This is a genomic window from Natrinema saccharevitans (assembly GCF_001953745.1).
Classification (GTDB): Archaea; Halobacteriota; Halobacteria; order Halobacteriales; family Natrialbaceae; genus Natrinema; species Natrinema saccharevitans.
This window is the reverse complement of the sequence record NZ_LWLN01000001.1, coordinates 2,487,910-2,511,598: the sequence shown is the minus strand read 5'-3', so window position 1 is coordinate 2,511,598 and position 23,689 is coordinate 2,487,910. Positions and strand designations below refer to the sequence as shown.

Genomic DNA, 23,689 nt, shown 5'->3' with positions numbered 1-23,689 from the left:
TTGGATTGGTAACAGTGGGATAGAGGATATAAGTCTTGTGCTAATCTGAAATTCTCGATTAATACACTATTGCTCGAGAGCGCCGCGTAGAAGCAGCGAAACACCCGATATTACGAGGTGTGAACGAAATTTTACCTCGCCCAATGGTGTTTTTTATATTACGTTTCGGGCGTGATCGCCGCCGAACGGGACCGGGGCCGACCCGGTCGAGGAGGCACGCGATCAGGCAGTTCCCGCCGGCCGCTCCCGGCGGCCGGTTCCCGCGAGGCCGAGATACGAGGCGAGCGTCGTCAGGTCGGCCGGATCGCGACCGAACGCGGTCACGTCGTTGTCGGCGACGGTGTTGTCGAAGTTCAGGGAACGCGCCTGATCCGGGCCGAAGGGCAGGAACGGGACCGGGCCGATCGCCGAGAGGCCGACCTTCGCCAGCCCCATCGGAATCGGGACGATCGTCACCTCCTTGCCCTCGGCCGCGTAGGCCAGTTCGGTCACGTCCGCGAGGGTCAGCACCTCCGGTCCGCCGAGTTCGTAGGTCTCGTCGGCGTGGGCCTCGTCCCCGAGCGCGTCGGCCAGCATCGGGGCGAGATCGCCGACCCAGATCGGCTGGAATCGCGTCTTCCCGCCGCCGGGGAGCCCCGTTACGTACGGCGTCGTCAGCGCCTTCGTGAACTCGACGAACTCGCCGCCATCCCCGAAGACGACGGAGGGGCGGACGATCGTCCACTCGAGGTCGGACGACCGGACGACCGCCTCGGCCCGCCCCTTCGCGCGGATGTAGGCGGTCGTCCCGTCGGGGTCGGCCCCGAGCGCGCTCAACTGGAGGAATCGGTCGACGTCGCCGGCCTCGGCGGCCCGCACGAGGTTCTCGGTGCCCTCGAGGTGGACGTCCTCGTGGCTCTTCCCGCCGCGGGGCTTGAACAGCGGCGAGAGCGCGACGAGGTTGACGACCGCGTCGTGGCCCGCGACGGTGTCGGCGATCGAGTCGTAGGCGCTCACGTCGCCCATCGCGACCTCGACGCCGTCTGCCAGCCCGCCGCCGTCGGGCGAGCGCGACAGCGCCGTCACCTTGTGGCCGCGCTCGGCCAGTTCCGCACACAGGTTCGTCCCGATGAAGCCGGTGCCGCCGGCGACGAGGATCTCCATACCCGAAACGTGATCCCGGAGCGATAAATACCTAGTCGGCTACGCAGTAAGGTCGGCCGTCTCGACAGATTGTAGTAGCCGTCACGCCGAGGTCCGGGCATGCTCGTCACGCTCGAGGGGTTAGACGGCAGCGGCAAGACGACGCTCGTGGAAGCCTTGCGCGAGCGCTATCCGGACGCCACGTTCACTCGCGAGCCGACCGACGACTCCTGGTACGGCGAGGCCGTCTACCGCTCGATCGAAGACGACGATGCCGACCCCCTCGCGGAACTCTTCCTCTACACCGCCGACCACGCCGCCCACCTCTCGCGGGTGGTCCGCCCCGCCCTCGAGGCCGGCGACCTCGTGATCTCCGACCGCTACTCCGACTCCCGCTTCGCCTACCAGGGCGCGACCCTCGCGAACGCCCCGGCCTACGACCTCGCGGACCCCCTCGAGTACGTCGTCGACCTCCACCGGCCGTTCTCGACCGAGCCGGATTTGACGATCTATCTCGACCTCGACCCCGAGACCGCCGCCGAGCGCGCGGGCACGACGAACAAGTTCGAGCACGCCGCCTACCTCGAGTCGGTCCGTGACAACTACGAACGCCTGCTCGAGCGCGACCCCGACCGGTTCGTCCGCGTCGACGCGACTCGATCGCCCGATGCGGTCCTCGAGGCCGTCGTCGACGCGCTCGAGGACGCGCGGTCGCACGACCGCTGAACGGGCACGGCCGCGTCTCGGCGGATTCGGGCAAAGGCTTTAGTCGTGGCAGGGTGTACCACACCGCCGATGGTCCACGCCTTCATCATGGTGAAGACTGCCGCCGGGAAGTCCGAGCGCCTGCTCGCGGAGATCGGCGACCTCGAGTCGATCACCGACGCCCACATCGTCGCGGGCAACTACGACATCATCGCCGAGGTCGACACCCCGGAGGTCTACGACGTTCTTCGGACCGTCTCCTCTGGCCTGCAGGCCCTCGACGGCGTCACCGACACGAAGACCTACATCGCGATGGGCTAGGGCCGCTCGAGCGCCGTCCGTCTCGTGGGCCAGCCGCCGTTTCTCGCCGCCCTCGCATCGCGCCCTCGAGTCCTCCGACCGAACGAGTGCCATGGTAAACTGGGACAAGCTTATTGACCGGGGCCGGCGTATCCCCCTGCATGCGGTTCGTGATTATCGGGGCCGGACGGGTCGGGCTGCGCACCGCGCGCGTCCTGCGCGACGAGGACCACGACGTGACGATGGTCGAGCGCGACGAGCCGACGCGCAGACGCGCCCGTGAACAGGGGTTCACCGTCGTCGACGGCGACGGCTCCCGCGAAGACGTCCTCGAGGAAGCCGGGATCGCCGAGGCCGACGCTCTCGGCGCGCTGACGGGCGATCTGAACGTCAACTTCACCGCCTGCATGATCGGGAACCACCACGGCTGTCGGACGGTGATGCGGATCGACGAGGCCTACCGCGAGGGCATCTACCGCAAGTACGCCGATCAGGTCGACGAGGTGATCTACCCGGAACGACTCGGCGCGATCGGCGCGAAAAACGCCTTATTGGGCGGGACGATCCGCGCCATCGCCGACGTCGCACCCAATCTGCAGGTGGTCGAACTCACGATCACCGCCGACGCCCCCGTCAACGGCTACACGATCAGCGAACTGCACCTGCCAGCCGACGCGACCGTCCTCGCGTTCGGCAAGGGCGAGGACCCACTCGAGATTCCGACCGAGGACCTCTCGCTCGAGGACGGCGACCGGCTCGTCGTCCTCGCTGACTTCGACGTGTTGAGCGAGGTCCGACAGCTGCTGGTGGGCGAGACCGCGGAACGAGCGGCCGCCAACGCCGGGACGGGGACGAGTTCGGCCGCGACCGAACTGCTCGAGGGCGATTCCGACGGAGGTGCCAACTGATGGTTACGGCATTCGTCATGATCAAGGCGAACACGGGCGAGGCGGATCGGCTCAGAGACAGCATCGAATCGATCGCGGGCGTGGAGTCGGCTCACATCGTCGCCGGCGACGTCGACCTCATCGCCAAGGCCAGCGTCGAGACGCCCGCGAAGGTCAAGGAGATCACCGCCACCCACATTCAGGCTATCGAGGGCGTCGAGGACACGCAGACGTACATCGCGATGGACTAAGATCCACCTTTTACGCTGTCGTTCGGAAGACGCGTAGCGTCTTCCGTGATCACGAGACGGCTTCGCCGTCTCGAACGACGGTCTGCCGCGCTGACGGCAGCGGAGCTGCCGCACAGCGCGGCGTCCCTCGGTAAAAGCTGGACCAAAAGCACTCCTCCTTCCGTTCGTTCCTTTCAGTCACTCACATCAGTCGTCGGCCCGCTCGCTCCCTGCGGTCGCTCGCGGTGAGTATAGGTAAGGGCCTGCCTTCCCCCGCTGAGCGGAAGCTTCGCTTCCGCGAGGTCGTCGGCGCTTCGCGCCGACTGCTCGAGGGACCTTTGGTCCCTCGCCGCTCGGAAGAGCTTGCTCTTCCGTCGGGTCGCAGGGCTCTCGCGTCTGCTCGAGCCCCGCTCCCGGCTGCTAAACTACACTGAACCGTTCCACGAATAGTATATCGGCGAGCGAGCGGTTCGGAGAACCCGAGCGACGCCGTTCACCGAGCGCTGTGCGCTCGGGCCGACGAGCGACCATCGGGAGCGAGGAGGCTTTTATACTAAATTTTGCCGAGGGCCGCCTACGGCGGCCCGCAGAGCAAAATTTAGGTTCACATCGGCATCCCGCCGCTATTTCCGTCGCCGTCCGCGGCCTGCTGGCCCCTGTTCTGGGCGTTCTCGAGCAGCGTCGCCGCTTCGGCCTGATACTCGTAGCCGGGGATGATCCCCTGTGCGAACGTGCCCTCGACGAACTCGATGAGGGCCTTGGCGTCCGCGACGCCCTCGGCGGCGTCCCAGGCGGTGTACTCGAGGCGGACCCTGACTTCGTTGTCGTCGCGTTCGACGACCGGCTCGTCGTGGGTGTCCGTGTGGGCGACGGTAAAGACGTCCGCGAGCCGTCGCTCGAGCGTTTCGAACCAGCCGTCCTCGACGGGAGGCGCGACGACTTCGTCGGCGACGGCCGCGTCCAGCGTCGGGAGGACGACGGTGATCGCGAACCGGCCGTCGCGTTTTCCGTCGGCCTCGTCGGCCGTGACAGTCGTTTCGAAGACGGTCGTCTCGAGGTCGTAGGCGTCTTCGCGGGCCGTAAACGCGTCGTGGGACGCGAGCGCGTCGGCGACGGGATTGGGACAGTCGGTCATTGGGGGACCAACGGGCGTGGCGGAAAAGGGTGTTACGCTGTCCGACGCGGCGCGTTCGACACGTCGGCGACCGTTTCGAGCGAAATCGCACGACTGCGCGGGGATCGTTTCACCCGGGAAGCGCGGCGTTTCGAGCGCAAACGGCCCCTATTACTACAAGGGAGACCCCCATCTGTCGTCGGCATGAGTCTCGATAGACACGCCGCCGATCGCCGTCGGTTCGCTCGTCTCCTCGGGACGGACGGTGACCGCGGTTCCGGCCTGCCGATCGGCGGCGACGACAGCGACGGGGCGGATGCCGACGCCGATGCGGACGCGGACGACCGTCCCGAGGCCGACGATACCGACGCCGACGACTCGAGCGCGGATTAGTCGATTTCGCGCTCGCTGAGGAACGTATCGAGCGCCGTCGCGACTTCTTCGAAGTCCTTGACCGTGAGGCCGTCAGTCGTGGCGAAGACCCCCTCGCTGTCGTTCGTTACGCGGATGAGAAACCCGTTCTCGAAGACCCGGATCGTGTAGTCGTACCCGCCCAGCTCCGACCCCTCGTAGGCTGTCTGAGTCGTCTTGAAGCCGCGCCACTCGTGGCCGATGAACGTCGAGAGGTCGGCGTCGCGCTCGAGGTCCTCCCGCAGGTAGACCTGCTCGAAGTCGTCACGGGTGAAGTAGGTGACCGACCGGAGACTGTCGCCGATGGCCGTCCGACAGGTCGCGACGATCTGCTCCGCCGCATCGTCTGTGAGTATCCCGGTTGCCATGTCCGACCAGTCGAACGCCGATCCCTTAACCGCGGGGGCTATCGTAGCCGCTGAAACGATTCACACACTGATCGCAACGCTGTCGTGCGATCAGGTGTGCAATGACTTTCAGCGGCTACGATAGCCGTGGCGCAGTGAAAACGCCGGTCGGCCGCAGCGGCGGTCGCTTACGCCTGCTCGATCGCGCGATCGAGGTCCGCGATCACGTCGTCGACGTCCTCGATCCCGACCGAGAGCCGCACGAGGTCGTCGGTGACGCCGCTTGCCAGCTTCTCCTCCTCGGTGAGCTGCTGGTGGGTCGTACTCGCGGGGTGGATGATCAGCGTCTTCGCGTCGCCGACGTTTGCCAGCAGGCTCGCGAGGTTCACCTCGTTACAGACCGTCTCGGCGGCGTCGTAGCCGCCCTCGAGGCCGAAGGTGATCATGCCGCCGTAGCCGCCCTCGAGGTACTTTTCGGCGTTCTCGTGAGTCTCGTGGCTCTCGAGGCCGGGGTAGTTGACCCACGAGACCTTCTCGTGGTCCTCTAAGTACTCCGCGACGGCCATGGCGTTCTCGCAGTGTTTCTCCATGCGCAGCGGCAGGGACTCGAGTTTCTGCAGCGTGACCCAGGCGTCGAACGGCGACTGCTGGTTGCCCAAGTCGCGCAGCCCGCGGGTGCGGGCGGTGAAGGCGAACGCCGCGTCGCCGAACGCCTCGCGGAAGTTGATGCCGTGATAGGCCGGATTCGGCTCGGTGATCTCGGGGTAGTCGCCGTCCTCCCAGGGGAAGGAGCCGCCGTCGACGAGGACCCCGCCGACGGTCGAACCCGCGCCGTGGATCCACTTGGTCGTGGAGTTCCAGACCAGGTCCGCGCCGTGTTCGAGCGGCCGGCAGAGATACGGCGTCGCGAAGGTGTTGTCGACGAACAACGGCACGTCGTGATCGTGAGCGATGTCGGCGATGCGTTCGATATCCGGCGTCACCAAGGCGGGGTTGCCGATCGTCTCGAGGTGGACGAACGCGGTGTCGTCGTCGATGGCCTCGGCGTAGGCCTCGTAGTCCAGCGTGTCGACGAACGTGGTCTCGACGCCGCGTTTTGCGACGGTGTGGGTGAGGTAGGTGTAGGTCCCGCCGTACAGCGCCGACGAGGAGACGATGTTGTCGCCGACGTCGGCGAGGATGAAGGTCGCCAGATCGAACGCGGCCATCCCCGACGCGGTCGCGAGGGCACCGACGCCCCCCTCGAGCGTCGCGATGCGTTCCTCTAACATCGCGTTCGTCGGGTTCATGATCCGCGAGTAGATGTTCCCCGTCTCCTCTAAGCCGAACAGGGCGGCGGCGTGGCCGGTGTCGTCGAACTCGTAGGAGGTGGTCTGATACAGCGGCGGCGCGCGGGCCCCGGTCGTCGGATCGGGTTCCTGTCCGGCGTGGACGCTGTCCGTGGCGAATCGGTTCCCCTCGGAGTCTGAATCGTCGCTCATACCCGCCCCGTCGCAGGCGGCCTAAGTAAAACCACTAGACGTGTGGTTTCGGCGGGCGAGCAACGGCGCGGTCGCTCCGGGACCCAGTGACAGCGGGCCGTATCAGAGAACGCTGACGACGCCGAGGCTTTCGACGAGCAGCCAGCAGACGAACGCTCCGTACAGCCCCAAGAGCAGCCACCCCTCGCGTCTGGTGAGGACCATCCCGGTTCGGGAAATCGCGAAGAACGCGACCGTCGCCAGGACGAGGAACCCCATCATCGGGACGATATTGGCGAAGTTCACGGTCAGTGCCCCCTTGACGACGACGCCGACCGGCACGGCCACGAGCAGGTCGAACGTGTTGCTGCCAAGGACGTTCGCCAGCGTGACCGTCGGTCGGTCGGCCCGCGCGGCCGTCAGGCTGACGAACGTATCCGGCAGACTCGAGCCGGCGGCGACGACGGTCATCCCCCAGAGAAAGGAGGGGGTCCCGAAGGCCTCTCCCAGCCCGATCGCCGCCCGGACGAGCGCCTCCACGCCGACGACGATGAACGCCAGCCCGACGACGAACCAGAACCACGTGCGTGCGATCGCGATCGATCCGTCCGCTCGCTGCTCGGACTCCGCGGCGTCCAAGTACTGCGTGAACAGGTAGAGTCCGTACAGGGCGAGCGGGAACAGGGCGAGCGGTCTCGAGACGACGCCGCCGATGTGGCCGCCGGCCGCGTCGGCGGGGTTGTAGATGACCGCCAGCGAGAACGTCAACAACAGCGCCGCGACCGCGAGCATGTAGAACAGCGACTCCTTGTAGACCAGTTCTCGCGTCGTGTCGACTCCGCCGTCGGCGACGACGACCGCGAGCCCCGGAATCACGAGGAGGTTGAACACCGCCGAGCCGACGATCGATCCCACCCCGAGTTCGAACTCCCCGTGTACCAGCGTCGCGAGCAACACGCTCGCCAGTTCCGGCGCACTCGAGCCGACAGCGGCGATGACGGCACCCTGAACGATCGCCGGCAGCCCGTACGCGATCGCGAGCTTGTTCGCCGAGTCCTCGAGCCAGCTACTGCCTTTCCAGACGATCGCCGTGCCGACGGCGGCCAGTCCCAACAGCGTCGCGACCGCGAACATGACGGCCCGTTCAGACGAGCGACTGATAAAACGATCGACGGACTACTCGAGCAGCGACTCGCCGGTCATCTCCGGCGGCTGCTCGAGGCCGATGACCTCGAGGATGCTGGGTGCGATGTCGGCGAGCGTGCCGCCCTCGCGGACGGTTCGGCCCCCGTCGGTACCGTCGGGGGAGAGATAGATCAGCGGCACCTCGTTGTACGTGTGGGCGGTGTGGGGGTCGTCCTCGGTTCCCATATCATCGGCGTTGCCGTGATCGGCGGTGATCAGGACGTGCGCGCCGGCGTCCTCGAGCGTCTCGACGAGCCGACCCAGTTGCGCGTCGACGGCTTCGACGGCTTCGATCGCGGCCTCGTAGTCGCCCGTGTGGCCGACCATGTCGGGGTTGGCGTAGTTGAGGACGAGGACGTCCGGATCGTCGGCCGTAATCGCGTCGATCGCCGTGTCGGTGACTTCGGGCGCGCGCATCTCCGGCTGCAGGTCGTAGGTCGGCACGTCGGGGCTCTCGACGATCTCCCGGATCTCGCCGTCGAACTCGACCTCGCGGCCGCCGTTCAGGAAGTAGGTGACGTGGGCGTACTTCTCGGACTCGGCGATCCGCAGTTGGGTTCGGCCCGCGTCGGCCAGTACCTCGCCCAGCACCTGCTCGGGCTGGTTCGGCGGGTAGGCCACGGGGAGGTCGAACGTCTTGTCGTACTGGGTCATCATCACGACCTCGGCGTCCGGTGGGCTGGTCTCGACCTCGTCGGCCCAGTCCTCCGGCCGGATGTCAGCGAGCATCCGGGTTAGCTGCCGCGCTCGATCGGAGCGGAAATTGAACCAGACGACCGAATCGCCGTCCTCGAGCGCGGGCTGGTCCCGAATCAGCGTCGGCTCGACGAACTCGTCGGTCACGTCCCGCCCGTAAGAGGCCTCGACGGCCTCGACGGCCGATTCGGCGGTCCACTCTGCCTCGCGGTCGACGATGGCGTCGTAAGCTCGCTTCGTCCGCTCCCAGTTCTGGTCGCGATCCATCGCGTAGTAGCGGCCCGACACCGTCGCGACGTGGCCGGTGCCGTGGTCGTCGACGACGTCCTCGAGCGTCGAGAGAGACGCCCGCCCGCCGGTCGGCGAGGTGTCGCGGCCGTCCGTGATCGCGTGGGTGACCGCCTCCACGTCCCGGTCGCCCGCGAGTTCGATCAGCGCGTGCAGGTGTTCCTGGTCCGAGTGGACGCCGCCGTCGCTGACGAGGCCGACGAAGTGGACGCGACCGTCGTTCTCGCGGGCGCGGTCGAAGGCCGCGTTGATCGCGTCGTTCTCGCGGAAGGAGCCGTCCGCGATCGAGTCCGAGATGCGGGTGTACTCCTGATAGACGACCCGTCCCGCACCGATGTTGAGGTGGCCGACCTCGCTGTTGCCCATCTGGCCTTCCGGGAGCCCGACGCGTCGGCCCGCGACCTCGAGTCCGCCGTACGCACCCGATTCCGCGAGCCGGTCGAAGACCGGCGTTTCGGCCGCCGCGACCGCGTCTCTGCCGCCGTCACCGAGTCCCCAGCCGTCGAGGACGATCAGCGCAGCTTCCATACGAAATCGCAACTCGGCGTCCCGTAACTAGCTGTCGTTGTTCGCCGTCGCCACGACGCCGGTTTCGACGGACCACTCAGAACAGTGCCAGTCGACGGAGCCGACTCGAGCGGACGCCGTCCGCACCCGTCCCGCCTCGACTCGGAGCGTCGCTCGAGCGGTCCGCGCCCGTTCGATCAGTCCCGCGTGGCGTGATCGAACGCCGTGCCGCAGTCGCCACAGACGGTGCCGTTGCCGGGTTTGCTCCGCTGGGCGAACACCGCGCCACACTCGTCACAGACCATGAACAGCCGGTGTTCGGGATCGACTCCGGCCTCGAACTCGGCGTGGATCCAGGCGTCGGCGTTGCCCTCCTCGTAGAGGGTGACGCCGGAGCTGGTCTGTCGCCAGTTGACTGGGCTGTCCCCGCGGTCGACCGCCGCCGACTCTCGCTCGGACATCGAGATATGCCGACCCTCGAACCGCCCATACATACGCTTTCTGATAGTAATTTACACGGGCTCGAGTGAACGTCTGCGCCGCTGTGACCACTGGCTTTTTCCCGGTCGGGTCGGTCCCACCGTGCATGACGCTCGATCCGGTCCACTTCGACGGTATCGCGCGACTCGCCGGACGGATCGACCACGGGACCGACGAACGCGACCGCCGCGCCTTCGCCGAGACCGTCTGGGAGGAGTTTCTCGACCCGCTGGTCGTCGACGGACGGCCGATCCTCGAGCCGCTTGCGGACCGAGCGCGACGGCTCGTCGACTGCGAGGCCGTCGCCTTGCGCGACCGTGAGTTTCCGACCGAACACGGCCTCGACGCGGGGACGATCAATCCGACGACGTTCAAGAACGGGCTCGTGATCGACATCGCGCAGGCGGCGATGAGCGCCACCCCGAGCGACCTCGACCTCCACCGGTCGCGGACGACCGTGATGACGGTCCACTCCAACGACGAGACGATGACCGTCGACGAGTCCTGGGGGAAATTCGACGCGGGATACAGCCGGAGCCGGGCCGTCAAGGTCCCGCCGCTGCCGCGCTTTGCCGAGGGGGTCGTCCACGCGCTGGCGCTCTATCTCGCCGAGAGCAAACACGCCCGCGACCACGCCGACGCGGTCTCGGACCTGCTCGTCCTCGACGGCCCGCTCTACCCCCGCGGCCTGTTGCGCTGGGCCGACCAACACCCCGACCTCGCGGACTTCCTGCTCGAGGACCCCCGGCCGACGACGGTACTCGAGAACTACGTCCGGCTGGTCGAGGAGTTCGTCAACCGCTCGGTGCCGCTGGTCGGCTTCGTCAAGAACCCCGCGACGCGGGTCATCACGCGCTCGCTCAAGTCGAACCGCGACGTCGACGTCAGCGTCCCGTGGGCCGACGATTCGGCGCTGTTCACCCGTCTACTCGAGCGCGGCGAGTACGTCGACGACGTCGACGGCGACCGCTGGGAGCGGGACGACTCGGCGCTTTCCTACACCAACTGGTTCCGATCGCGGGGCGGCGTCGATCGGCCGCTGTCGACCGACGGCGACGCCCTCGGCGTCGAACGCCGCCTCGAGCGCGCGGCCTACGAGGTTACGTTCTTCGTGATCTACGACCCCCGCGACGACCTGCTGTACCGGATCGAGGCCCCCTACGCGTTCACGAAGGATCCCGACACCCGCGAGCGGCTGACGATGCAGCTGTTACAGGACGTCGCCGTCGCCCACGGCCCGCCGACCATCGTCGAGAAGGCCGACGAACTCGCCCGGATCAGCAACGCCGAGAAGGCGTCGCTCCGGGACACCCTCGAGGAGCGGTTCGACGCCGCACAGGATCGAACGTACGACGACCATCGGTGGGACGAGCAGCCCTACTGACGAGGTCTCGCGCCTCGGGGCTCGCCCGTCGGTCCGATCGAGCGGGCGCTAGCCGTCGCTTTTCTCGACCTCGAGGTCGACGTCTTCGGGATCGACGCCGATCCGGGCGAACTGCGTCCGAATGTGTTCCTTGGCTCCCTCGAGGGCCTGCTCGCGGGTATCGAACCCCCGCGGCATCGGCGACTCGAAGGCGAGGTTGACCTCCCGGCCGTCGACCAGCTGGGTCGTTCCGCCGCTGTCGACCTCGTAGAACTCGTCACAGACCCAGACGTACGCGGCGTCCTCGTCGGGCGCACCGCTGAAGGTCGGGGCCCGCTCACCCCGTTCGTACAGCGTCCCGGTGAGTTCCGTTCCGCCCGCGCGACCGCGTACCAGTAACATGACCGACTCTAGGGCTCGTGGCGGCAAAAACACGACGCATCGGGATTCGTACTTGTTTACCCGAGCGCCGTCCGCCCCTCGCGAGCGGTCGGCCGAGAGTCGGGCCTCGAGCGACCGCTTGTGGGTCGACCCGTCTTATAAGTCTGTTACTAGGGTAGTAATTATGTGATGCGGTGACACTGACTTCGGTCCGAACGCCGTAATACTCACCTACCGTTCCGATCGATCGACAGTAGCCGGTTCGTGAATCAACTATCGCTGCGGTAGTTTTTGAACCCATAGACTCGTATTTTCACCACAGGTCCGCCTTCCCTGCCGTTTTCGGGCGTCTCAACCTATTACTACGAGGTTGCGGGAGTAACAGCTGACTTGCGTCCCAAATCGTTTTGGAAACGGGCTTATCCCCGTTGCAGGGGTTGGTGTGGGTAATGAGTTCGGACGCTCACCTCGGCGGCGACGACGTATCCCACCCACTCGCGACCGTCCCGACGGAGTGCTACGAGGTCCTTCGCCATCCCCGTCGGCTCCGCGTCCTCGAGATTCTCGGCTCTCACGAGACGCGACTCTCCCTGTCGGAACTGACGACCGAACTGCTCGAGCGGGCCGCGACGGACGACACTGACCGGGGGCGACGCGAGGTTCGGGTCAGCCTCGTCCACAACCACCTGCCGCGGCTCGCGGACTACGACGTCCTCGAGTGGGACGGGGACGGCGTCGCGCTCGTCGACGAGTCGCCGGTTCACCCCGCCGACCTCACGGTGTTGCTCGATCTCTGCGGGGACGGCGACGGCGCGGAACTGCTCGAGACGCTCGTCGACCCCGTCCGGATGCGCCTGCTGTCGGTCCTCGCCGACGGCGACCGTCCGCAGTCGGTCGAGCAGTTGGCGGGCCGACTCGCTACCCCCGACGGCGGCCCCTTCGCCGACCCCGACCGCGCGGCGATCGCGTTGCATCACTCCCACTTCCCCGCGATGGCGGCGGTCGGCGTCCTCAACTACGACCCCGAGTCGGGGCTGGTGACCCGATACGACGACGCCGTCTCGATCGTCCAGTAACCGCCGATTCGGCCGCGTCCGATCCCGACCGTTTCTCGCCGTCTCTACTGCGTACCGATTGCTTTCCCGGCGTCGAGCGGCGTTTCGTCGCTCCCCGCTCGGTACTGCCGGCCGCGACATCCGGAACCTGTAAGCGGGCCTCGACCGTAGCACCGGTCGATTCATGACGCCGGCCGACGACGGCGACCGCGCTCGCGGACCGCCGGGCGACGCCCGCAGGGCCGTCGCCGTCCTCGTCGTCGCGCTCGCGCTCGCGTCGGTCACTGCCGTCCCGAGCGTCGCCGCGATCGATCAGGTCGCTTTCGTCTCCCCGGACCGGACCGACCTCGAGGCCGATCCCGGCGAGACGGTCGAGCTCACCGTCGCGCTCGAGAGCCGGGGCGGCCACGGCGGTGAAGGTGTCACGGCGGTCGCGCTGATCGCCCAGTACGACCCCGAGTACCTCACCGTCACCGACGTCGAGCGGGGGCCGTGGCTCGAGGGCGAGGGCACCGAGGTCGAAGCGCGGTCGACGCTCGCCGACGAGGCTGGGACGGCGATCCTCGAGCAGCGCCGCGAGCCGGCCGCCGGCGGGACGACCGGCTCGGGGACGATCGCGACGCTGACGGTGCGGGTCGCAGAGGACGCCCCGGCGGGCACCACGCCGATCTCGTTCGGCGAAACCGACGTGACGCTGACCGGGGACTATCCGCCCGCCGTCGCCGACGAGTCCGCGACCGTCGCCATCGCCGGCGGGAACGAATCGCTCGGCTCGTTCGACCACCCCGACCCCGACGGCCTCGAGCGCGACGGCGAGTTCGACTCGAGCGGAGACGCGGACGATACCGACGCCGCCGCGAGCGACGGCGGCGAGTCGGTTCCGGGCATGACGATCGGGGCCGTGCTCGCGGCCCTCGCGCTGGGAACGGCGGCTCTGGCGGTCGCCCGTGACCGTCGGCGCGGATAAACAGTCCGTCCGACTGGAGGGAAACGCGTTTGGGGACCCGGTTTGATGGGCATGATATGAGCGATCTGGGAGACTTCGGCGATTTCGATGCCGACGCCGACACCGACGACACCGACGACGGCGCGGCGGACGCGGCGGACGCGGCGGACTCGTCGCCGGCGTCGTCGGAGACCGAGCGCGCGGCGACGAGTTCGACGACCGACGAGTTCGAACCGACGAGCGTCGAGCCCAGCGGCGAGGACGTCGGCATCGGGACCATCTGCGTCTCGCAGGGACTGCGCGTCGCCGAGGACGGCGACGACACCACCCTCCGGGCCTACGTCACCCGCGGCAACCGATCGTCGGTCCGCATCGGGAGCTACCTGCTCGCGCCCTACCCCGACGGCGAGACGCTGTTCTGCCGGATCGTCGGCCTCGAGTACGCCCAGCAGTACCACGCCGACGACGCGACCGAGATCCACGCCCGCCGGGCGATGCGGACCGACGACATCGACGAGTCCGACTACAAGTTCGTCGCCGAACTCGAGCCCGTCGCCGTCCTCTACGACGACGGTGGGGAACTGAAACGACGGATGACCGACCGCGTGCCGAAACCCCAGACGGTGATCCGGCAGGCCGACGACACCGCCGAGATCAAGACCGGGCTGAAGATGCCCGACGACGGGGTCTTCCTGGGCCACCTCTCGGTCGGCGGCGAGAAGGTCCGGACCGCCGCCTCGCCGCCCACCATCGATTACCGGCTCAAAGACGACTACGACGCGGGCGATCCGCTGGTCTTCCGGCACACGCTGATCGCCGGCGGGACCGGATCGGGGAAGACCCACGGCGCGAAAAACATCCTGCGACAGTACCTCGCGGACGAGCGGACCTACCCGATGGCCGACGGCCGCGAGGTCACCCCCGCCGTCGTCCAGTTCGACCCCCAGGACGAGTACGCCCAGATGCACGACGACAACCCCGACCTGGACGACGAGTTCGCGCGCCGCCTCGATCGCGAAGCCATCGCCTACGGCGGCCACGACGACACGACCGCGTTCGTCCCGAAGGTCGGGTCGGCGTCGTACGCGGCGGGCCACCACCGCGCCCGGCAGGTCGAGTTCACCATCCCGTTCTCGATGGTCCACGACAACCCGTGGCTGGTCGCGGGCAGCGGACTGAACGACAACCAGTACGGCGCGTTAGTCAGCGTGCTCCTGCCGCGATTTCGCAAGCAGTACGGGGGTGGCGCGGAACGTAGTTCCGCGGACAATGCGAGCGGACGGAGTCCGCGAGCGGACGGCACCTACGACGAGTTCACGACCTTCCTCGACGATCCGGCCCTGCGCGAGGAACTCGACGAGTCCGGCCGGGTCCACGAGGCGACCTTCGACGCCGTCCGCCGGCGCGTGCTGGGCTTCGATACCGTCTTCGATCAGGACGCCCGTCCGATCACCGACCTGGTCAGTGACTTCGTCCGCCCCGGCGGGCTGACCGTCGTCCCGACCTACCACATCAACGACAGCCGGGCGACGGAGACGGTCGTCCTCGCTGTCTCCTCGCTGCTCATCGACCAGAAGCTCTCGAACGACCCCGAGTACGACCGGATCAAGGAGACCCCACTCTTGCTGGGGATGGACGAGGCCCACAACTTCCTGACCGACGCGGACTCGGTCCAGGCGGGCAAGGTCATCAGCAAGTTCACCGAGGCCGCCAAACAGGGCCGCAAGGAACGGCTCGGCCTCTTTCTCATCACGCAGGACCCCCAGGACATCCACGACGCCGTCTTCAAGCAGATCAACACCACCGTCGTCCTCAATCTCGGCGACGAGGACGCCATCAAGAGCGTCAACATTCCGAGCAACCTCGAGTCCAAAGTCCCCTACATGGAGAAAGGGCAGATGGTCGTCTACTCGCCGGACAACTCCGAACCGGTCGAACTGATCGGGCTCCCGAAATGTCTGACCCGGCACGGCAGGGACTGACCGACTACTATCGGATTTCACCCGATTGTAGAGTCGGTGCGGAGCGCCGTGTGGGGGATCAAGCACGACTCGCTCGTACGATCTCCTGTACCGCGGTCCCGGCACAGTCGCGGCCCGTCTTGCGGTCGCATCGCACCGACTGACAGTGGTCCGCGTCAGTCGTCGCCGGGGAAGGTCACGCTTCCGTGGCGCCCTCGAGTTCGTCGGAGTCGCTCGCCCCGTCCGGTTCGGAAGCGACCCGTTCCATGGCGAAGCCGGCGATCCCGGCGGCAGCCAGGCCGATCCCGAGTGCCCGAAGCTGTCGGAGGTACGCTGGTTTCGCACTGAGCGTCTCCGCGTTCTCGAAGTTATTCCCGATCATTCGCTTCATCATCCGTACGCAGAGCTGTGGGACGAGTGCGGTCAGCAGTCCCTGTCCGATCATCCATAGCGATCCGAATCTGCGGCATTTCGAACTGTCCATATGAGACGTTGGGAAGTGTAGACGAATGAACCTTCCGTCGGATCCTACCCGTTGAGACCGTCGGCCGAACCTCGACGTCGGTCATCACTCGGTGATGCGCTCGCATCCCGTCTCGGGCGCGCCGTTTCTGCCGAGAAGCGGGGATATCACGACCTCTCGCGATCGTCCGACGCCCGTACGTCTCGCCGGAATCTCACGAGCCGCTTTCGATTCCACCCGTCAGGCCGCCTCGAGCAGCGTCCGCTCGAAGAACGACCGAACGGTGGTCGCGATCTCGTCGCGCGTGCCGAGGAAGAAGTGGTCGGCGGGCAGCGACGTGGTCTCGTCGCCGCGTTCCCGCGCCCGTTCCACGACCGACTCCCAGTCGACGGTGGTGTCGCGCTCGCCGTAGAGGACGTGAACCGGGCGCTCGATCCGGTCCAGCGCCGCGAGCGCGTCGAGGTCGTCGGCGAGTCGCGCGGTCGGCGCGAGGACGGCGACGGCGTCGGGATCGGCCTCGGCCGCGGCGAGCAGCGCCAGCGACGCGCCGAAGCTGTAGCCGAAGAGGCCGACCGGGAGATCGTCGCCGTCGCCGCCGCCGTACTCCTCGCGGGCCCACCGGACGGCGTTGCGGACGTCTTTCCGCTCGCCGTCGCCCTCGTCCCACGCGCCGTAATCGAACCGCAGGCAGGCGATCCCGGCCTCGACGAGTGCGTCCGAGACCGCGCGGAGTCGCCCGTCGCTGCGCGAGCCGCCCTGCTGTGGATGGGGCGAGCAGGCGACGACGATCGCCCGCGGTTCCGCTGGCGGTTCCTCGAGCGTGCCCCGGACGTCGCGACCGCCCGGGACCAACACGTCGCTCATGGCGGGTTGTTCCGAACCGGCGCTAATCAATCCCCGGCGTCGACGGCGGCCTCGAGCCGGTGGTTCGACCGTTCAGGGCCGGATCCGCAAAGCGGGGAACGACTCGCGCAGGCAGTACCGTTCGAACTCGCCGAGGGCGGCGTAGGCGACGAAGCCGCCGAGGATGGCGAGAGCGCCGAGCGTCTGGGTGCCGACCTCGAGGGGCGTGCCGGCCCCGGTGGCCCGGACGGCCGCGGCGACGAGTCCGAGGCCGACCGCAATGCCGAGGCCGCCGGGACGGCGCTCGGCTGTCCGGCGGACCGCGACCCAGCCGTGCCAGCCCGCCGCGAGCGCGACCCCGGCGACCAGCAGGAGCGCGACGGCGGCCCGTGAAACGACGATCGGCCCCAAGACGGCGACGGCGCCGCCGACGCAGGTCCCGAACGCGGCGCGTTGCACCGCGGCGAGTCGCCCGCCGCTCCCGGCGGCCGGCCGCGCCGCGTCGTTTTCGACCGCGTCGCTCCGATCCGGACTCGGGGCCGTGTCGGCCGGCTCGAGGGGGGCGACGCGCTGGCCGGCGCTGAGGTACGTGCGGCCGTCGTCGGTGGCGTCCCCGGTCCCGTCGGGGCGTGGCTCGTCGATGTCCGCTCGAGCGCCCGGCCACTCGGCGTCGACGGCGTCGAAGGCGATCGGGAGCCCCGCCGCGAGTTCGAACCGGGGGTGATCCTGCAGCTGGAAGTGGAGGTGCGGCTCCGAGGAGTTCCCGGAGTGGCCACAGCGGCCGATCTCTTGGCCCCGCTCGACGCGGTCCCCGAGGGCGACCGCCGCGCTGCCGGGGACCAGATGCGCGAGACAGCTGTACTCGTCGGGAGCGTGCTGGATCACGACGTAGCTCCCCCGGATGTCCCGTTTCAGCGGATGGGAGAGGCCGCCGCCGCGGGGCGACTCGAAGTCAGTGTCGAAGACGTCGACCACGACGCCGTCGGCGGGAGCGAGGATCGGCTCGTCGTAGCAGTAGTACGAGCCCACCGCCGATCCGGAGCCGGCGGGGGAGGTCCGGCCGTCCGCGTCGGTGATCACAAAGTCGTAGGCGTATCGCTGGGTGGCCGGGAGCCACGAGTGGGAGTAGTCGTGGTCGTAGCTCCCGTTGACGACGGTCCAGGTGCCGTCGAACGGCAGCCGGTAGGACACCCGCTGATCGTCGCTGTCGACGTCGGGAAACGATCCGCGGTGGCGAACGTACGCGACGCCGGTCCCGAACCACTGCGAGAGGTCCTGGGCCAGCACGAGCGGGTTGAGAAACGTCAGCGGCATCGTCAGGAACCACGCCGCGTACTCCCGCCAGTTCCCCATGTGAATCCAGTCGGTCGGCTCCTCGCGCCTCTCGTCCGTTCCCCGTCGCAGCGCCAGATCAAGCAGCGGCGAGACGAGCGGCCAGAGAAAAAAGAGGAAAAAGACCTCGAAGACCTCGAGGACGGCCAGCGAGTCGACGACGTAGCTGGGAACCGCAAGCAGGCCGAGCAGGGCCAGATACAGCGGTTCGAAGGACCGCAGGCGACGCCGAACGCGCGCGGCGATCGTCGTCGATTCGGCGGTGTGAATCCGTTCGATCATGGGAGTAACGATGGTGACGGGAACACGTAATCGCTTTGTGAAGTGGAGTTCATGAGTGGGGTTGTCACGGGGACCGGTGGCGCAACCGGAACGGTCAATGCGGTGTCGAGACAACGGGGAACCATGCGTCCGGACGACGAGTCGGCGGCCGCGGTTCGGGACGCGTTCTCCCTGCTCGGTCACGAGATCCGCCTCGAGATCCTGCTCGCCTTGCTCGAGGACTGGCACGCGGTCTACACGGAGCCGCGGTCGTACGCGGAGCTGATGGACGCGGTGGGCATGCGCGACAGCGGGAAATTCAACTACCACCTCGACAAGCTCCGGGGGGTCTACGTCCGCGAGGTCGAGGACGGCTACGTCCCGACGGCGGCCGTGACGGCGCTGTACCGGGCCGTCCTCGCTCACCGGCCGGCCGAAGGGGCCGCGGGTCGGACGCCGTCCGAACCGTCGCCGATCGACTCCGAGTGCCCGCAGTGTGGCGCGGGGGCGGTCCTGCGGTACGAACGGGGGTTCGTCACCGTCGCGTGTCCGGACTGCGAGGCGTGGCCCGGCTTCACGTACCCGTTCCCGACGAACGGCTTCGCGGGGCGGAGCGCGGACGCCGTCGCGCGCGAAACCGCGCGCCGCGCCCGCTTTCACGTCGGGCTGGCCCGCACCGGCCAGTGTCCCTTCTGTGCCGGGACGACGACCGTCGACCCGCGCCTCGAGAGCGAGGCGGGCGACGACATCGTCGAGATCACGTGTGACACCTGTACGTTCCTCGTCGGCGTGGACCCGCTCTCGGCGCTGCTCCGTGACGGTCGCGTCGCCGCGGCCCTTACCGACGTCGGGATCGACCTCGAGCGCCCGGACTGGGAACTCCCCGCGCCGACGACCAGGGTCGAGTCCCGGGATCCGGCCCGGTTCGCGCTCGCGGTCGAGGGCGACGCGGGGACGGCGACGATCGTCGTCGACGACTCACTCGCCGTCAGTTCGGTCGATATCGACCGATAGCTCGCGGCGCGTGTCGCCGGCGACGCCGAGCCCGCGCTCGCCAACATTGGATATTCCTGAAGTGACATTTTTAAGGCCCGCGAGCAATACGTAGCGAGTATGGGCATCCTCTCTCGGGCTTCCTACGTCATCCGGTCGAAACTCAACTCGGTACTCAACCGGGCCGAGGATCCGACCGAGACGCTCGACTACTCCTACGAGCAGATGCGCGACCAGCTCCAGCAGGTCAAACGCGGCATCGCCGATCTCACCACGCAGAAAAAGCGCCTCGAGATGCAAAAGCGCCGCCTCGAGGAGAACGTCGAGAAACACAACGATCAGGCACGGACGGCGGTCCAGCAGGGTCGGGAGGACCTGGCGCGACGCGCCTTAGAGAAGAAGAAGACGAAGATGAACCAGATCGAGGACTTGGAGCGCCAGATCTCGGACCTGCAGAACCAGCAGGACCGGCTGATCGACCAGAAGAACGAACTCCAGAGCCGCATCGAGGAGTTCCGCACCAAGAAGGAGACGATGAAGGCCCGCCACGAGGCCGCCAAGGCCAGTTCCACGGTCTCGGAGGCCATGACCGCGACCGGCGAGGAGTTCGAGGACGTCGGCCGCGCCATCGAACGCGCCGAGGAGCAGACCGAGGACATGGAGGCCCGGGCCGCCGCGATGGACGAACTCCACGAGTCGGGCGCGTTCGACGACGTCCTCTCTGACAAAGACAACATCGACCGCGAACTCGAGCAGCTCTCGACCGACAGCGGCGTCGAGGCCGAACTCGAGACGCTGAAGTCCGACGTGGGGGCCGACGAGTCCGACACCGATTCGGAGGCCGAGGCGGCCAGCGAGATCGACGAGGCGGAGCTGACCGACCTCGAAGGCGAGGACCGGGACGAGGTCGAGGCCGAACTCGCGGAGCTGCAGGACGAAGAGAGCACTTGAGCAACGGGGAGTCACAGCGGTACCGCGACCGCGAGCGTCTCGAGCCGACGCTCGATCTCCGCTGCTGTAGTCGGGAGAAACTGTTACCATCGTTCACGATCAAAGACCGGTATGGGCAACGCCTCGCGGTTCGAATCGATTTCCCTGACCAATCAGGCCGTCTTGCTGGGTCTCGCTGACCTCGCCAGCGAGGGAGAGACGCCGGTCCAGACCCACAACGTGAGACAACACTGTAAACAGCGGCTCTCGGGCGTCGATACGGAGGTCGTCGGGACGATCTCCGAGGCCGACGTCATCCGATCGCTCTACCGACTCGAGGAGGAGGAACTGGTCGAAGAGGTTCCGGCCGCGGAGACGTCGCCGACGGGGAAGGGGCGGCCGGCCTACGCGCTCGCCGTCGAGTCCGACACGGTCCACGACGGCGTCGCCGACGACCTGGTCGAGGGGGCTCGGGACTGACACCGCGGCGATCGGGGGAGCGACGGTCGCGGTCGCCGGTCCCAGCGCCGGTCACGAGGGGGTTCCAAGCACCGTGATGTCGTAGTCGGCCACGTCGCCGGGAGCCTCGAGGACGACGACCTGAAACTCCCAGGCGTCGCCGGCCCCGAGGTCGCCGGTGCTGGCGAAATACCGACCGAGGAGGTTGCCGGCGGCGTTGTAGATCCGGGTCCGGACCTCGACGGTCTGGAGCCGGTCCGATCCCGTGTTGGTCACGACCCCTTGGACCGTCGAGCCGAGGTAGCCGTCCTCGAGGACGAACTCGTGTTCGACCAACTCGAGGGAATCGAGCGGCGTCACCGAGTTGGTCGGTTGCTGTTGGGCCAGCGACGAGGCCGTGGACATCTCGCTTGCGGTCCTGCTCGAGGCGTTGCTGGCGTTTATCGGGCCGACGTTACCGCTCTCGTAGCTGGGATCACCGCCGAGCGCGTCGCTGCCGGTGCAGCCGGCGGCCGCAGTCGCCATTCCGACGCCGAGCGACGCGAGCAGTCGCCGTCTGCTCGTCGTCTCCGAGCGCGTCATCGCGACCTGCCCGTCGTCCGCGAGTCGATTCCGGTGCCGAGCATGTCTTCGGGGACATCGCCGACGCATTTCAGTGTAGGCCCTGAAGCGACGGCGCTCGGACCGCTCGGGTCCCACCACGGACCGGCCCGCCCGGCTCGAGGGTGCGACACGGCGCTCGGCGGTGTGTGCAACGCAGGCCCTTATCCTCGGGTCGATTGAACGTGACTCCATGTCCGCCGAGACCGACGAGACGCTCGAGTCCTACGGGGCCGACGTGGACGGCCGAGGGGGGCCGTTGACGCGGCTTCGCGAGTGGGTTCTGATTCGGGGGAACCGGTTGACCGTCGCGGCGTTGCTCTCGATCGTCGTCTTCGCGCTCGTCGTCGGCCTGTACGAACTCGGCGTGATCAACTTCGTCAACGGGAGTTCCGTGACGAGCGTGGCAAGCGGCATGATCGCGGGCACGTTCTCGCTGGTGACGCTCGTCGTCTCGGTCAACCAGCTCATCCTCTCCCAGGAGTTCGGCGCGGCGGGGAAGGCCCGCGACCGATTCGAGAGCGTCGTGGCGTTCCGCGAGGACGTCGCCGAAAAGGCGGCCGTTCCCGCGACGCCGACCGCGCCCACGAGCGTCCTCGAACTGCTCGTCGAGTCGATCCGACGCGACGCGGCCGAACTCGCCGACGGGGTCGCCGATCACGACGACGAGGTCCGGGAGACGGTCGTTCGGTACACGAACAGCGTCAGGGAGCGGGCCGACCGGGTCGACGAGACGCTCGAGCAGTCCGATTTTAGTACCTTCTCAGCCGTGTCGGCGGCGATCCACTACGACGAAGCCTGGCAGCTGTACGTCGCGACCCAGTTGCGCAACGACTACGACGAGTCGCTGTCGCCGACGGCGAAAGAGCAGTTCGACGACCTGATCGGCACGTTGAAACTGTTCAGGGTGGCCCGCGAGCAGTTCAAGACGACCTATCTGCAACGGGAACTCACCCGGTTCTCGCAGCTGACGGTCTACTGCGGCGTCCCGTCGATCCTGTCGGCGATCGTCGTCGGCCTCCTCTACGCCGACTTCGCCGGGCCGAGTCTCAGCGTCGTTGCGCTCCCCTACGTCGTCGCCGTCCTGATCGTCGTCGTCCTCTCGCCGCTTTCCCTGCTGGCCTCCTACATCCTCCGGACCGCGACCGTCACCCGCCGGACCGCGTCGGTCGGGCCGTTCATCCCCCAGAAAGACCCCGACGAAGATCCCTTCGATGCGATCTACGGCGAGGACCGCTGATTCCTCCCGGTCCACGTCGGCTCCGCGAGCGGTCTCCCGGCGGATGAACGTGATCGTCGGCGCGGGCAAAGCCACCGTGACGGCTCGCGTCCGCGACCGCCTCGCGGCGCGCTCGATCCCCCTCCGGACCGTCCACTCCGACGACTTCTCGAGTCGGAGAGTCGTCTCGAGACGATTACAGCCCGAGATCGATGCCGAACGGGTCGAAGCCGGACGGATCGACCGCGGCGAGGTCGGCGGGCAGTTCGTCGGGAACGACGTCCTCCGGGAGCGCCTCCCAGCCGAGGTCGTCCTCGCCGGGGACCGCGTCGGTGTCGAACGTCGGCTCGTCGGCGGGGTCGACGTCGCGGTACTCCCGCGGCGGCGCGTCGTGGGCGTAGACGCTCTCGGGGTGGTCGACGGTACAGACGTGGTGCATACAGGGGGTTCGACAGGGGAACTCGAGGTGGCCGTCCGCGGCCGCCCCCTCGTAGGTCCGCCGGTAGAACCACCACGCGAACCGCCCGGGGAGGCCGGTGTGGACGTGCCACGGCGAACACAACTCGGCGTCCTCGCCGTACACCGCCGGCGGGTCGACGGCCGCTCCGTCCTGCGTCGCGATGAACATGACGCCGATCGAGCGCCACGTCTCGTTGTCGACCAGCACCGATTCCGGTCGCTCCGGGTTCAGGAGGTCGTCGTCGCCGATAAATGCCGGGTTGAGCCAGTGCGACCAGCTGTCGTCGCCGGTCTCGAGCGTTTCGAAGTACGGTTTGTAGCCCGCCTCGAGCAGCGCGTCGACGGCCGGGTACTGGATCTCGAGGGCCGCTGTGACCGCCGACCGCAACTCGACCGTCGCCGGATGAGTCCGCACTGCCCCCCGCGCTCGTCCCCTCGCAGTGGGCCGTGCCGGGCTCGATCGTCGCGTCGGGACAGTCGCTCCCGAACCGTCGGGCGAGGTCGGTCCCGCGACCGCTGTCGTCGGCGCGAGCGCTGCCGACGGCCGAGAGCGCGGCCGTTCCGGCTGAATCCCGCAGGAGCCGTCGTCGGGAGACGGTCCGCTCGTCGTCGCTATCAGACATCCTCACGTCCCACACCGACGACCGGTATGAAACCCCGTTCGGGTTTCCCCGACAGTCGCCGACAGTGGG

At 67.8% G+C, this 23,689-nt stretch carries 25 protein-coding genes and 1 pseudogene; 13 read left to right on the top strand and 13 right to left on the bottom strand.

Going from position 1 to position 23,689, the window contains the following annotated elements:
- Nucleotides 1-222 precede the first annotated feature (222 nt).
- Entirely contained in the window at nucleotides 223-1,143 is a 921-nt protein-coding gene (locus tag A6E15_RS12755) for a complex I NDUFA9 subunit family protein (protein WP_076146732.1), read from the bottom strand.
- A 99-nt stretch (nucleotides 1,144-1,242) separates the two neighbouring features.
- Between A6E15_RS12755 and tmk the strand changes: the two genes are divergently transcribed.
- The 4 genes from tmk (at nucleotide 1,243) to A6E15_RS12735 (ending at nucleotide 3,265) form a co-directional block, all read left to right on the top strand.
- Nucleotides 1,243-1,848 carry a dTMP kinase gene (tmk, locus tag A6E15_RS12750; RefSeq protein WP_076146730.1) on the top strand — a complete coding sequence of 202 codons (606 nt, stop codon included), beginning with the start codon at nucleotides 1,243-1,245 and terminating at the stop codon, nucleotides 1,846-1,848.
- Between the two features lie 69 nt (nucleotides 1,849-1,917).
- Nucleotides 1,918-2,148: an Lrp/AsnC family transcriptional regulator gene (locus A6E15_RS12745; protein WP_076146729.1), complete on the top strand. Its 231-nt coding sequence runs from the start codon at nucleotides 1,918-1,920 to the stop codon at nucleotides 2,146-2,148.
- 140 nt (nucleotides 2,149-2,288) lie between these two features.
- Nucleotides 2,289-3,035 carry a potassium channel family protein gene (locus A6E15_RS12740; RefSeq protein ID WP_076146727.1) on the top strand — a complete coding sequence of 249 codons (747 nt, stop codon included), beginning with the start codon at nucleotides 2,289-2,291 and terminating at the stop codon, nucleotides 3,033-3,035.
- Entirely contained in the window at nucleotides 3,035-3,265 is a 231-nt protein-coding gene (locus A6E15_RS12735) for an Lrp/AsnC family transcriptional regulator (RefSeq protein ID WP_076146725.1), read from the top strand. Before A6E15_RS12740 ends, A6E15_RS12735 begins: the two co-directional genes overlap by 1 nt.
- 583 nt (nucleotides 3,266-3,848) lie before the next feature.
- Here A6E15_RS12735 and A6E15_RS12730 read toward each other — a convergent pair.
- Nucleotides 3,849-4,379, bottom strand: coding sequence for a DUF5813 family protein (locus tag A6E15_RS12730; RefSeq protein ID WP_076146724.1), 531 nt, complete (start codon nucleotides 4,377-4,379; stop codon nucleotides 3,849-3,851).
- A gap of 183 nt (nucleotides 4,380-4,562) precedes the next feature.
- Here A6E15_RS12730 and A6E15_RS12725 point away from each other — a divergent pair, with 183 nt between their 5' ends.
- Nucleotides 4,563-4,751: a hypothetical protein gene (locus A6E15_RS12725; RefSeq protein WP_076146722.1), complete on the top strand. Its 189-nt coding sequence runs from the start codon at nucleotides 4,563-4,565 to the stop codon at nucleotides 4,749-4,751.
- On the opposite strand, the gene A6E15_RS12720 is transcribed toward A6E15_RS12725, so the two are convergent.
- The 5 genes from A6E15_RS12720 to A6E15_RS12700 all read right to left on the bottom strand — a co-directional run bounded on the left by A6E15_RS12720 (nucleotide 4,748) and on the right by A6E15_RS12700 (nucleotide 9,746).
- Nucleotides 4,748-5,137, bottom strand: coding sequence for a DUF7522 family protein (locus A6E15_RS12720; RefSeq protein WP_076146721.1), 390 nt, complete (start codon nucleotides 5,135-5,137; stop codon nucleotides 4,748-4,750). The two genes, A6E15_RS12725 and A6E15_RS12720, sit on opposite strands and share 4 nt — an antisense overlap.
- Nucleotides 5,138-5,304: 167 nt before the next feature.
- Nucleotides 5,305-6,597: an O-acetylhomoserine aminocarboxypropyltransferase/cysteine synthase family protein gene (locus A6E15_RS12715; RefSeq protein ID WP_076146719.1), complete on the bottom strand. Its 1,293-nt coding sequence runs from the start codon at nucleotides 6,595-6,597 to the stop codon at nucleotides 5,305-5,307.
- 102 nt (nucleotides 6,598-6,699) lie between these two features.
- A complete protein-coding gene (locus A6E15_RS12710) occupies nucleotides 6,700-7,710 on the bottom strand; it encodes a sodium:calcium antiporter (RefSeq protein WP_076146717.1) in 1,011 nt (336 codons plus the stop codon).
- 42 nt (nucleotides 7,711-7,752) lie between these two features.
- Nucleotides 7,753-9,273, bottom strand: coding sequence for a 2,3-bisphosphoglycerate-independent phosphoglycerate mutase (gpmI, locus tag A6E15_RS12705; protein ID WP_076146715.1), 1,521 nt, complete (start codon nucleotides 9,271-9,273; stop codon nucleotides 7,753-7,755).
- Nucleotides 9,274-9,449: 176 nt separating this feature from the next.
- On the bottom strand, nucleotides 9,450-9,746 hold the full coding sequence (locus A6E15_RS12700) for a hypothetical protein (RefSeq protein WP_076146714.1): 297 nt from the start codon (nucleotides 9,744-9,746) through the stop codon (nucleotides 9,450-9,452).
- Between the two features lie 92 nt (nucleotides 9,747-9,838).
- Between A6E15_RS12700 and A6E15_RS12695 the strand changes: the two genes are divergently transcribed.
- Complete coding sequence (locus tag A6E15_RS12695; protein WP_076146712.1) at nucleotides 9,839-11,116, top strand: DNA double-strand break repair nuclease NurA; 1,278 nt, start codon at nucleotides 9,839-9,841, stop codon at nucleotides 11,114-11,116.
- Nucleotides 11,117-11,164: 48 nt separating this feature from the next.
- Here A6E15_RS12695 and A6E15_RS12690 read toward each other — a convergent pair whose 3' ends face one another.
- Complete coding sequence (locus tag A6E15_RS12690; protein ID WP_076146710.1) at nucleotides 11,165-11,497, bottom strand: DUF7113 family protein; 333 nt, start codon at nucleotides 11,495-11,497, stop codon at nucleotides 11,165-11,167.
- Nucleotides 11,498-11,925: 428 nt separating this feature from the next.
- Between A6E15_RS12690 and A6E15_RS12685 the strand changes: the two genes are divergently transcribed.
- The 3 genes from A6E15_RS12685 to A6E15_RS12675 all read left to right on the top strand — a co-directional run bounded on the left by A6E15_RS12685 (nucleotide 11,926) and on the right by A6E15_RS12675 (nucleotide 15,459).
- A complete protein-coding gene (locus tag A6E15_RS12685; RefSeq protein WP_076146708.1) occupies nucleotides 11,926-12,552 on the top strand; it encodes a DUF7344 domain-containing protein in 627 nt (208 codons plus the stop codon).
- Nucleotides 12,553-12,715: 163 nt separating this feature from the next.
- Nucleotides 12,716-13,498: a cohesin domain-containing protein gene (locus A6E15_RS12680; protein WP_076146706.1), complete on the top strand. Its 783-nt coding sequence runs from the start codon at nucleotides 12,716-12,718 to the stop codon at nucleotides 13,496-13,498.
- Nucleotides 13,499-13,554: 56 nt separating this feature from the next.
- A complete protein-coding gene (locus A6E15_RS12675; protein ID WP_076146704.1) occupies nucleotides 13,555-15,459 on the top strand; it encodes an ATP-binding protein in 1,905 nt (634 codons plus the stop codon).
- Between the two features lie 175 nt (nucleotides 15,460-15,634).
- Here the strand turns inward: A6E15_RS12675 and A6E15_RS12670 are convergent, their stop codons facing one another.
- From A6E15_RS12670 to A6E15_RS12660, 3 genes are all read right to left on the bottom strand, one after another.
- A complete protein-coding gene (locus A6E15_RS12670; protein WP_076146702.1) occupies nucleotides 15,635-15,883 on the bottom strand; it encodes a hypothetical protein in 249 nt (82 codons plus the stop codon).
- Nucleotides 15,884-16,141: 258 nt separating this feature from the next.
- A complete protein-coding gene (locus A6E15_RS12665) occupies nucleotides 16,142-16,765 on the bottom strand; it encodes an alpha/beta hydrolase (RefSeq protein ID WP_076146701.1) in 624 nt (207 codons plus the stop codon).
- A gap of 72 nt (nucleotides 16,766-16,837) precedes the next feature.
- The gene (locus A6E15_RS12660; RefSeq protein ID WP_076146698.1) at nucleotides 16,838-18,358 is read right to left on the bottom strand and encodes a peptidoglycan DD-metalloendopeptidase family protein; all 1,521 of its coding nucleotides are present in this window, start codon (nucleotides 18,356-18,358) and stop codon (nucleotides 16,838-16,840) included.
- 123 nt (nucleotides 18,359-18,481) lie between these two features.
- Here A6E15_RS12660 and A6E15_RS12655 point away from each other — a divergent pair, with 123 nt between their 5' ends.
- The 3 genes from A6E15_RS12655 (at nucleotide 18,482) to A6E15_RS12645 (ending at nucleotide 20,740) form a co-directional block, all read left to right on the top strand.
- Complete coding sequence (locus A6E15_RS12655) at nucleotides 18,482-19,351, top strand: DUF7351 domain-containing protein (RefSeq protein WP_076146697.1); 870 nt, start codon at nucleotides 18,482-18,484, stop codon at nucleotides 19,349-19,351.
- A gap of 99 nt (nucleotides 19,352-19,450) precedes the next feature.
- The gene (locus A6E15_RS12650) at nucleotides 19,451-20,281 is read left to right on the top strand and encodes a PspA/IM30 family protein (protein WP_076146695.1); all 831 of its coding nucleotides are present in this window, start codon (nucleotides 19,451-19,453) and stop codon (nucleotides 20,279-20,281) included.
- A 111-nt stretch (nucleotides 20,282-20,392) separates the two neighbouring features.
- Entirely contained in the window at nucleotides 20,393-20,740 is a 348-nt protein-coding gene (locus A6E15_RS12645) for a hypothetical protein (protein ID WP_076146693.1), read from the top strand.
- Between the two features lie 51 nt (nucleotides 20,741-20,791).
- Here the strand turns inward: A6E15_RS12645 and A6E15_RS12640 are convergent, their stop codons facing one another.
- Nucleotides 20,792-21,301 carry an FxLYD domain-containing protein gene (locus tag A6E15_RS12640; RefSeq protein WP_076146691.1) on the bottom strand — a complete coding sequence of 170 codons (510 nt, stop codon included), beginning with the start codon at nucleotides 21,299-21,301 and terminating at the stop codon, nucleotides 20,792-20,794.
- 211 nt (nucleotides 21,302-21,512) lie between these two features.
- Between A6E15_RS12640 and A6E15_RS12635 the strand changes: the two genes are divergently transcribed.
- Entirely contained in the window at nucleotides 21,513-22,559 is a 1,047-nt protein-coding gene (locus tag A6E15_RS12635) for a hypothetical protein (RefSeq protein WP_076146690.1), read from the top strand.
- A gap of 175 nt (nucleotides 22,560-22,734) precedes the next feature.
- Here A6E15_RS12635 and A6E15_RS12630 read toward each other — a convergent pair.
- Nucleotides 22,735-23,620, bottom strand: a pseudogene (locus A6E15_RS12630) (hypothetical protein).
- Nucleotides 23,621-23,689 lie beyond the last annotated feature (69 nt).

Excerpts from the sequence above, each read along its gene's own strand:
- A6E15_RS12655 (WP_076146697.1), top strand. The coding sequence starts at position 18,482 with ATGCGTCCGGACGACGAGTCGGCGGCCGCGGTTCGGGACGCGTTCTCC.
- A6E15_RS12670 (WP_076146702.1), bottom strand. The coding sequence starts at position 15,883 with ATGATCGGACAGGGACTGCTGACCGCACTCGTCCCACAGCTCTGCGTA.
- A6E15_RS12680 (WP_076146706.1), top strand. The coding sequence starts at position 12,716 with ATGACGCCGGCCGACGACGGCGACCGCGCTCGCGGACCGCCGGGCGAC.
- A6E15_RS12640 (WP_076146691.1), bottom strand. The coding sequence starts at position 21,301 with ATGACGCGCTCGGAGACGACGAGCAGACGGCGACTGCTCGCGTCGCTC.
- gpmI (WP_076146715.1), bottom strand. The coding sequence starts at position 9,273 with ATGGAAGCTGCGCTGATCGTCCTCGACGGCTGGGGACTCGGTGACGGC.
- A6E15_RS12740 (WP_076146727.1), top strand. The coding sequence starts at position 2,289 with ATGCGGTTCGTGATTATCGGGGCCGGACGGGTCGGGCTGCGCACCGCG.
- A6E15_RS12675 (WP_076146704.1), top strand. The coding sequence starts at position 13,555 with ATGAGCGATCTGGGAGACTTCGGCGATTTCGATGCCGACGCCGACACC.
- A6E15_RS12710 (WP_076146717.1), bottom strand. The coding sequence starts at position 7,710 with ATGTTCGCGGTCGCGACGCTGTTGGGACTGGCCGCCGTCGGCACGGCG.
- A6E15_RS12695 (WP_076146712.1), top strand. The coding sequence starts at position 9,839 with ATGACGCTCGATCCGGTCCACTTCGACGGTATCGCGCGACTCGCCGGA.
- A6E15_RS12650 (WP_076146695.1), top strand. The coding sequence starts at position 19,451 with ATGGGCATCCTCTCTCGGGCTTCCTACGTCATCCGGTCGAAACTCAAC.
- A6E15_RS12685 (WP_076146708.1), top strand. The coding sequence starts at position 11,926 with ATGAGTTCGGACGCTCACCTCGGCGGCGACGACGTATCCCACCCACTC.
- A6E15_RS12730 (WP_076146724.1), bottom strand. The coding sequence starts at position 4,379 with ATGACCGACTGTCCCAATCCCGTCGCCGACGCGCTCGCGTCCCACGAC.
- A6E15_RS12755 (WP_076146732.1), bottom strand. The coding sequence starts at position 1,143 with ATGGAGATCCTCGTCGCCGGCGGCACCGGCTTCATCGGGACGAACCTG.
- A6E15_RS12645 (WP_076146693.1), top strand. The coding sequence starts at position 20,393 with ATGGGCAACGCCTCGCGGTTCGAATCGATTTCCCTGACCAATCAGGCC.
- A6E15_RS12665 (WP_076146701.1), bottom strand. The coding sequence starts at position 16,765 with ATGAGCGACGTGTTGGTCCCGGGCGGTCGCGACGTCCGGGGCACGCTC.
- A6E15_RS12735 (WP_076146725.1), top strand. The coding sequence starts at position 3,035 with ATGGTTACGGCATTCGTCATGATCAAGGCGAACACGGGCGAGGCGGAT.
- A6E15_RS12720 (WP_076146721.1), bottom strand. The coding sequence starts at position 5,137 with ATGGCAACCGGGATACTCACAGACGATGCGGCGGAGCAGATCGTCGCG.
- A6E15_RS12715 (WP_076146719.1), bottom strand. The coding sequence starts at position 6,597 with ATGAGCGACGATTCAGACTCCGAGGGGAACCGATTCGCCACGGACAGC.
- A6E15_RS12700 (WP_076146714.1), bottom strand. The coding sequence starts at position 9,746 with ATGTATGGGCGGTTCGAGGGTCGGCATATCTCGATGTCCGAGCGAGAG.
- tmk (WP_076146730.1), top strand. The coding sequence starts at position 1,243 with ATGCTCGTCACGCTCGAGGGGTTAGACGGCAGCGGCAAGACGACGCTC.
- A6E15_RS12635 (WP_076146690.1), top strand. The coding sequence starts at position 21,513 with ATGTCCGCCGAGACCGACGAGACGCTCGAGTCCTACGGGGCCGACGTG.
- A6E15_RS12660 (WP_076146698.1), bottom strand. The coding sequence starts at position 18,358 with ATGATCGAACGGATTCACACCGCCGAATCGACGACGATCGCCGCGCGC.
- A6E15_RS12725 (WP_076146722.1), top strand. The coding sequence starts at position 4,563 with ATGAGTCTCGATAGACACGCCGCCGATCGCCGTCGGTTCGCTCGTCTC.
- A6E15_RS12690 (WP_076146710.1), bottom strand. The coding sequence starts at position 11,497 with ATGTTACTGGTACGCGGTCGCGCGGGCGGAACGGAACTCACCGGGACG.
- A6E15_RS12745 (WP_076146729.1), top strand. The coding sequence starts at position 1,918 with ATGGTCCACGCCTTCATCATGGTGAAGACTGCCGCCGGGAAGTCCGAG.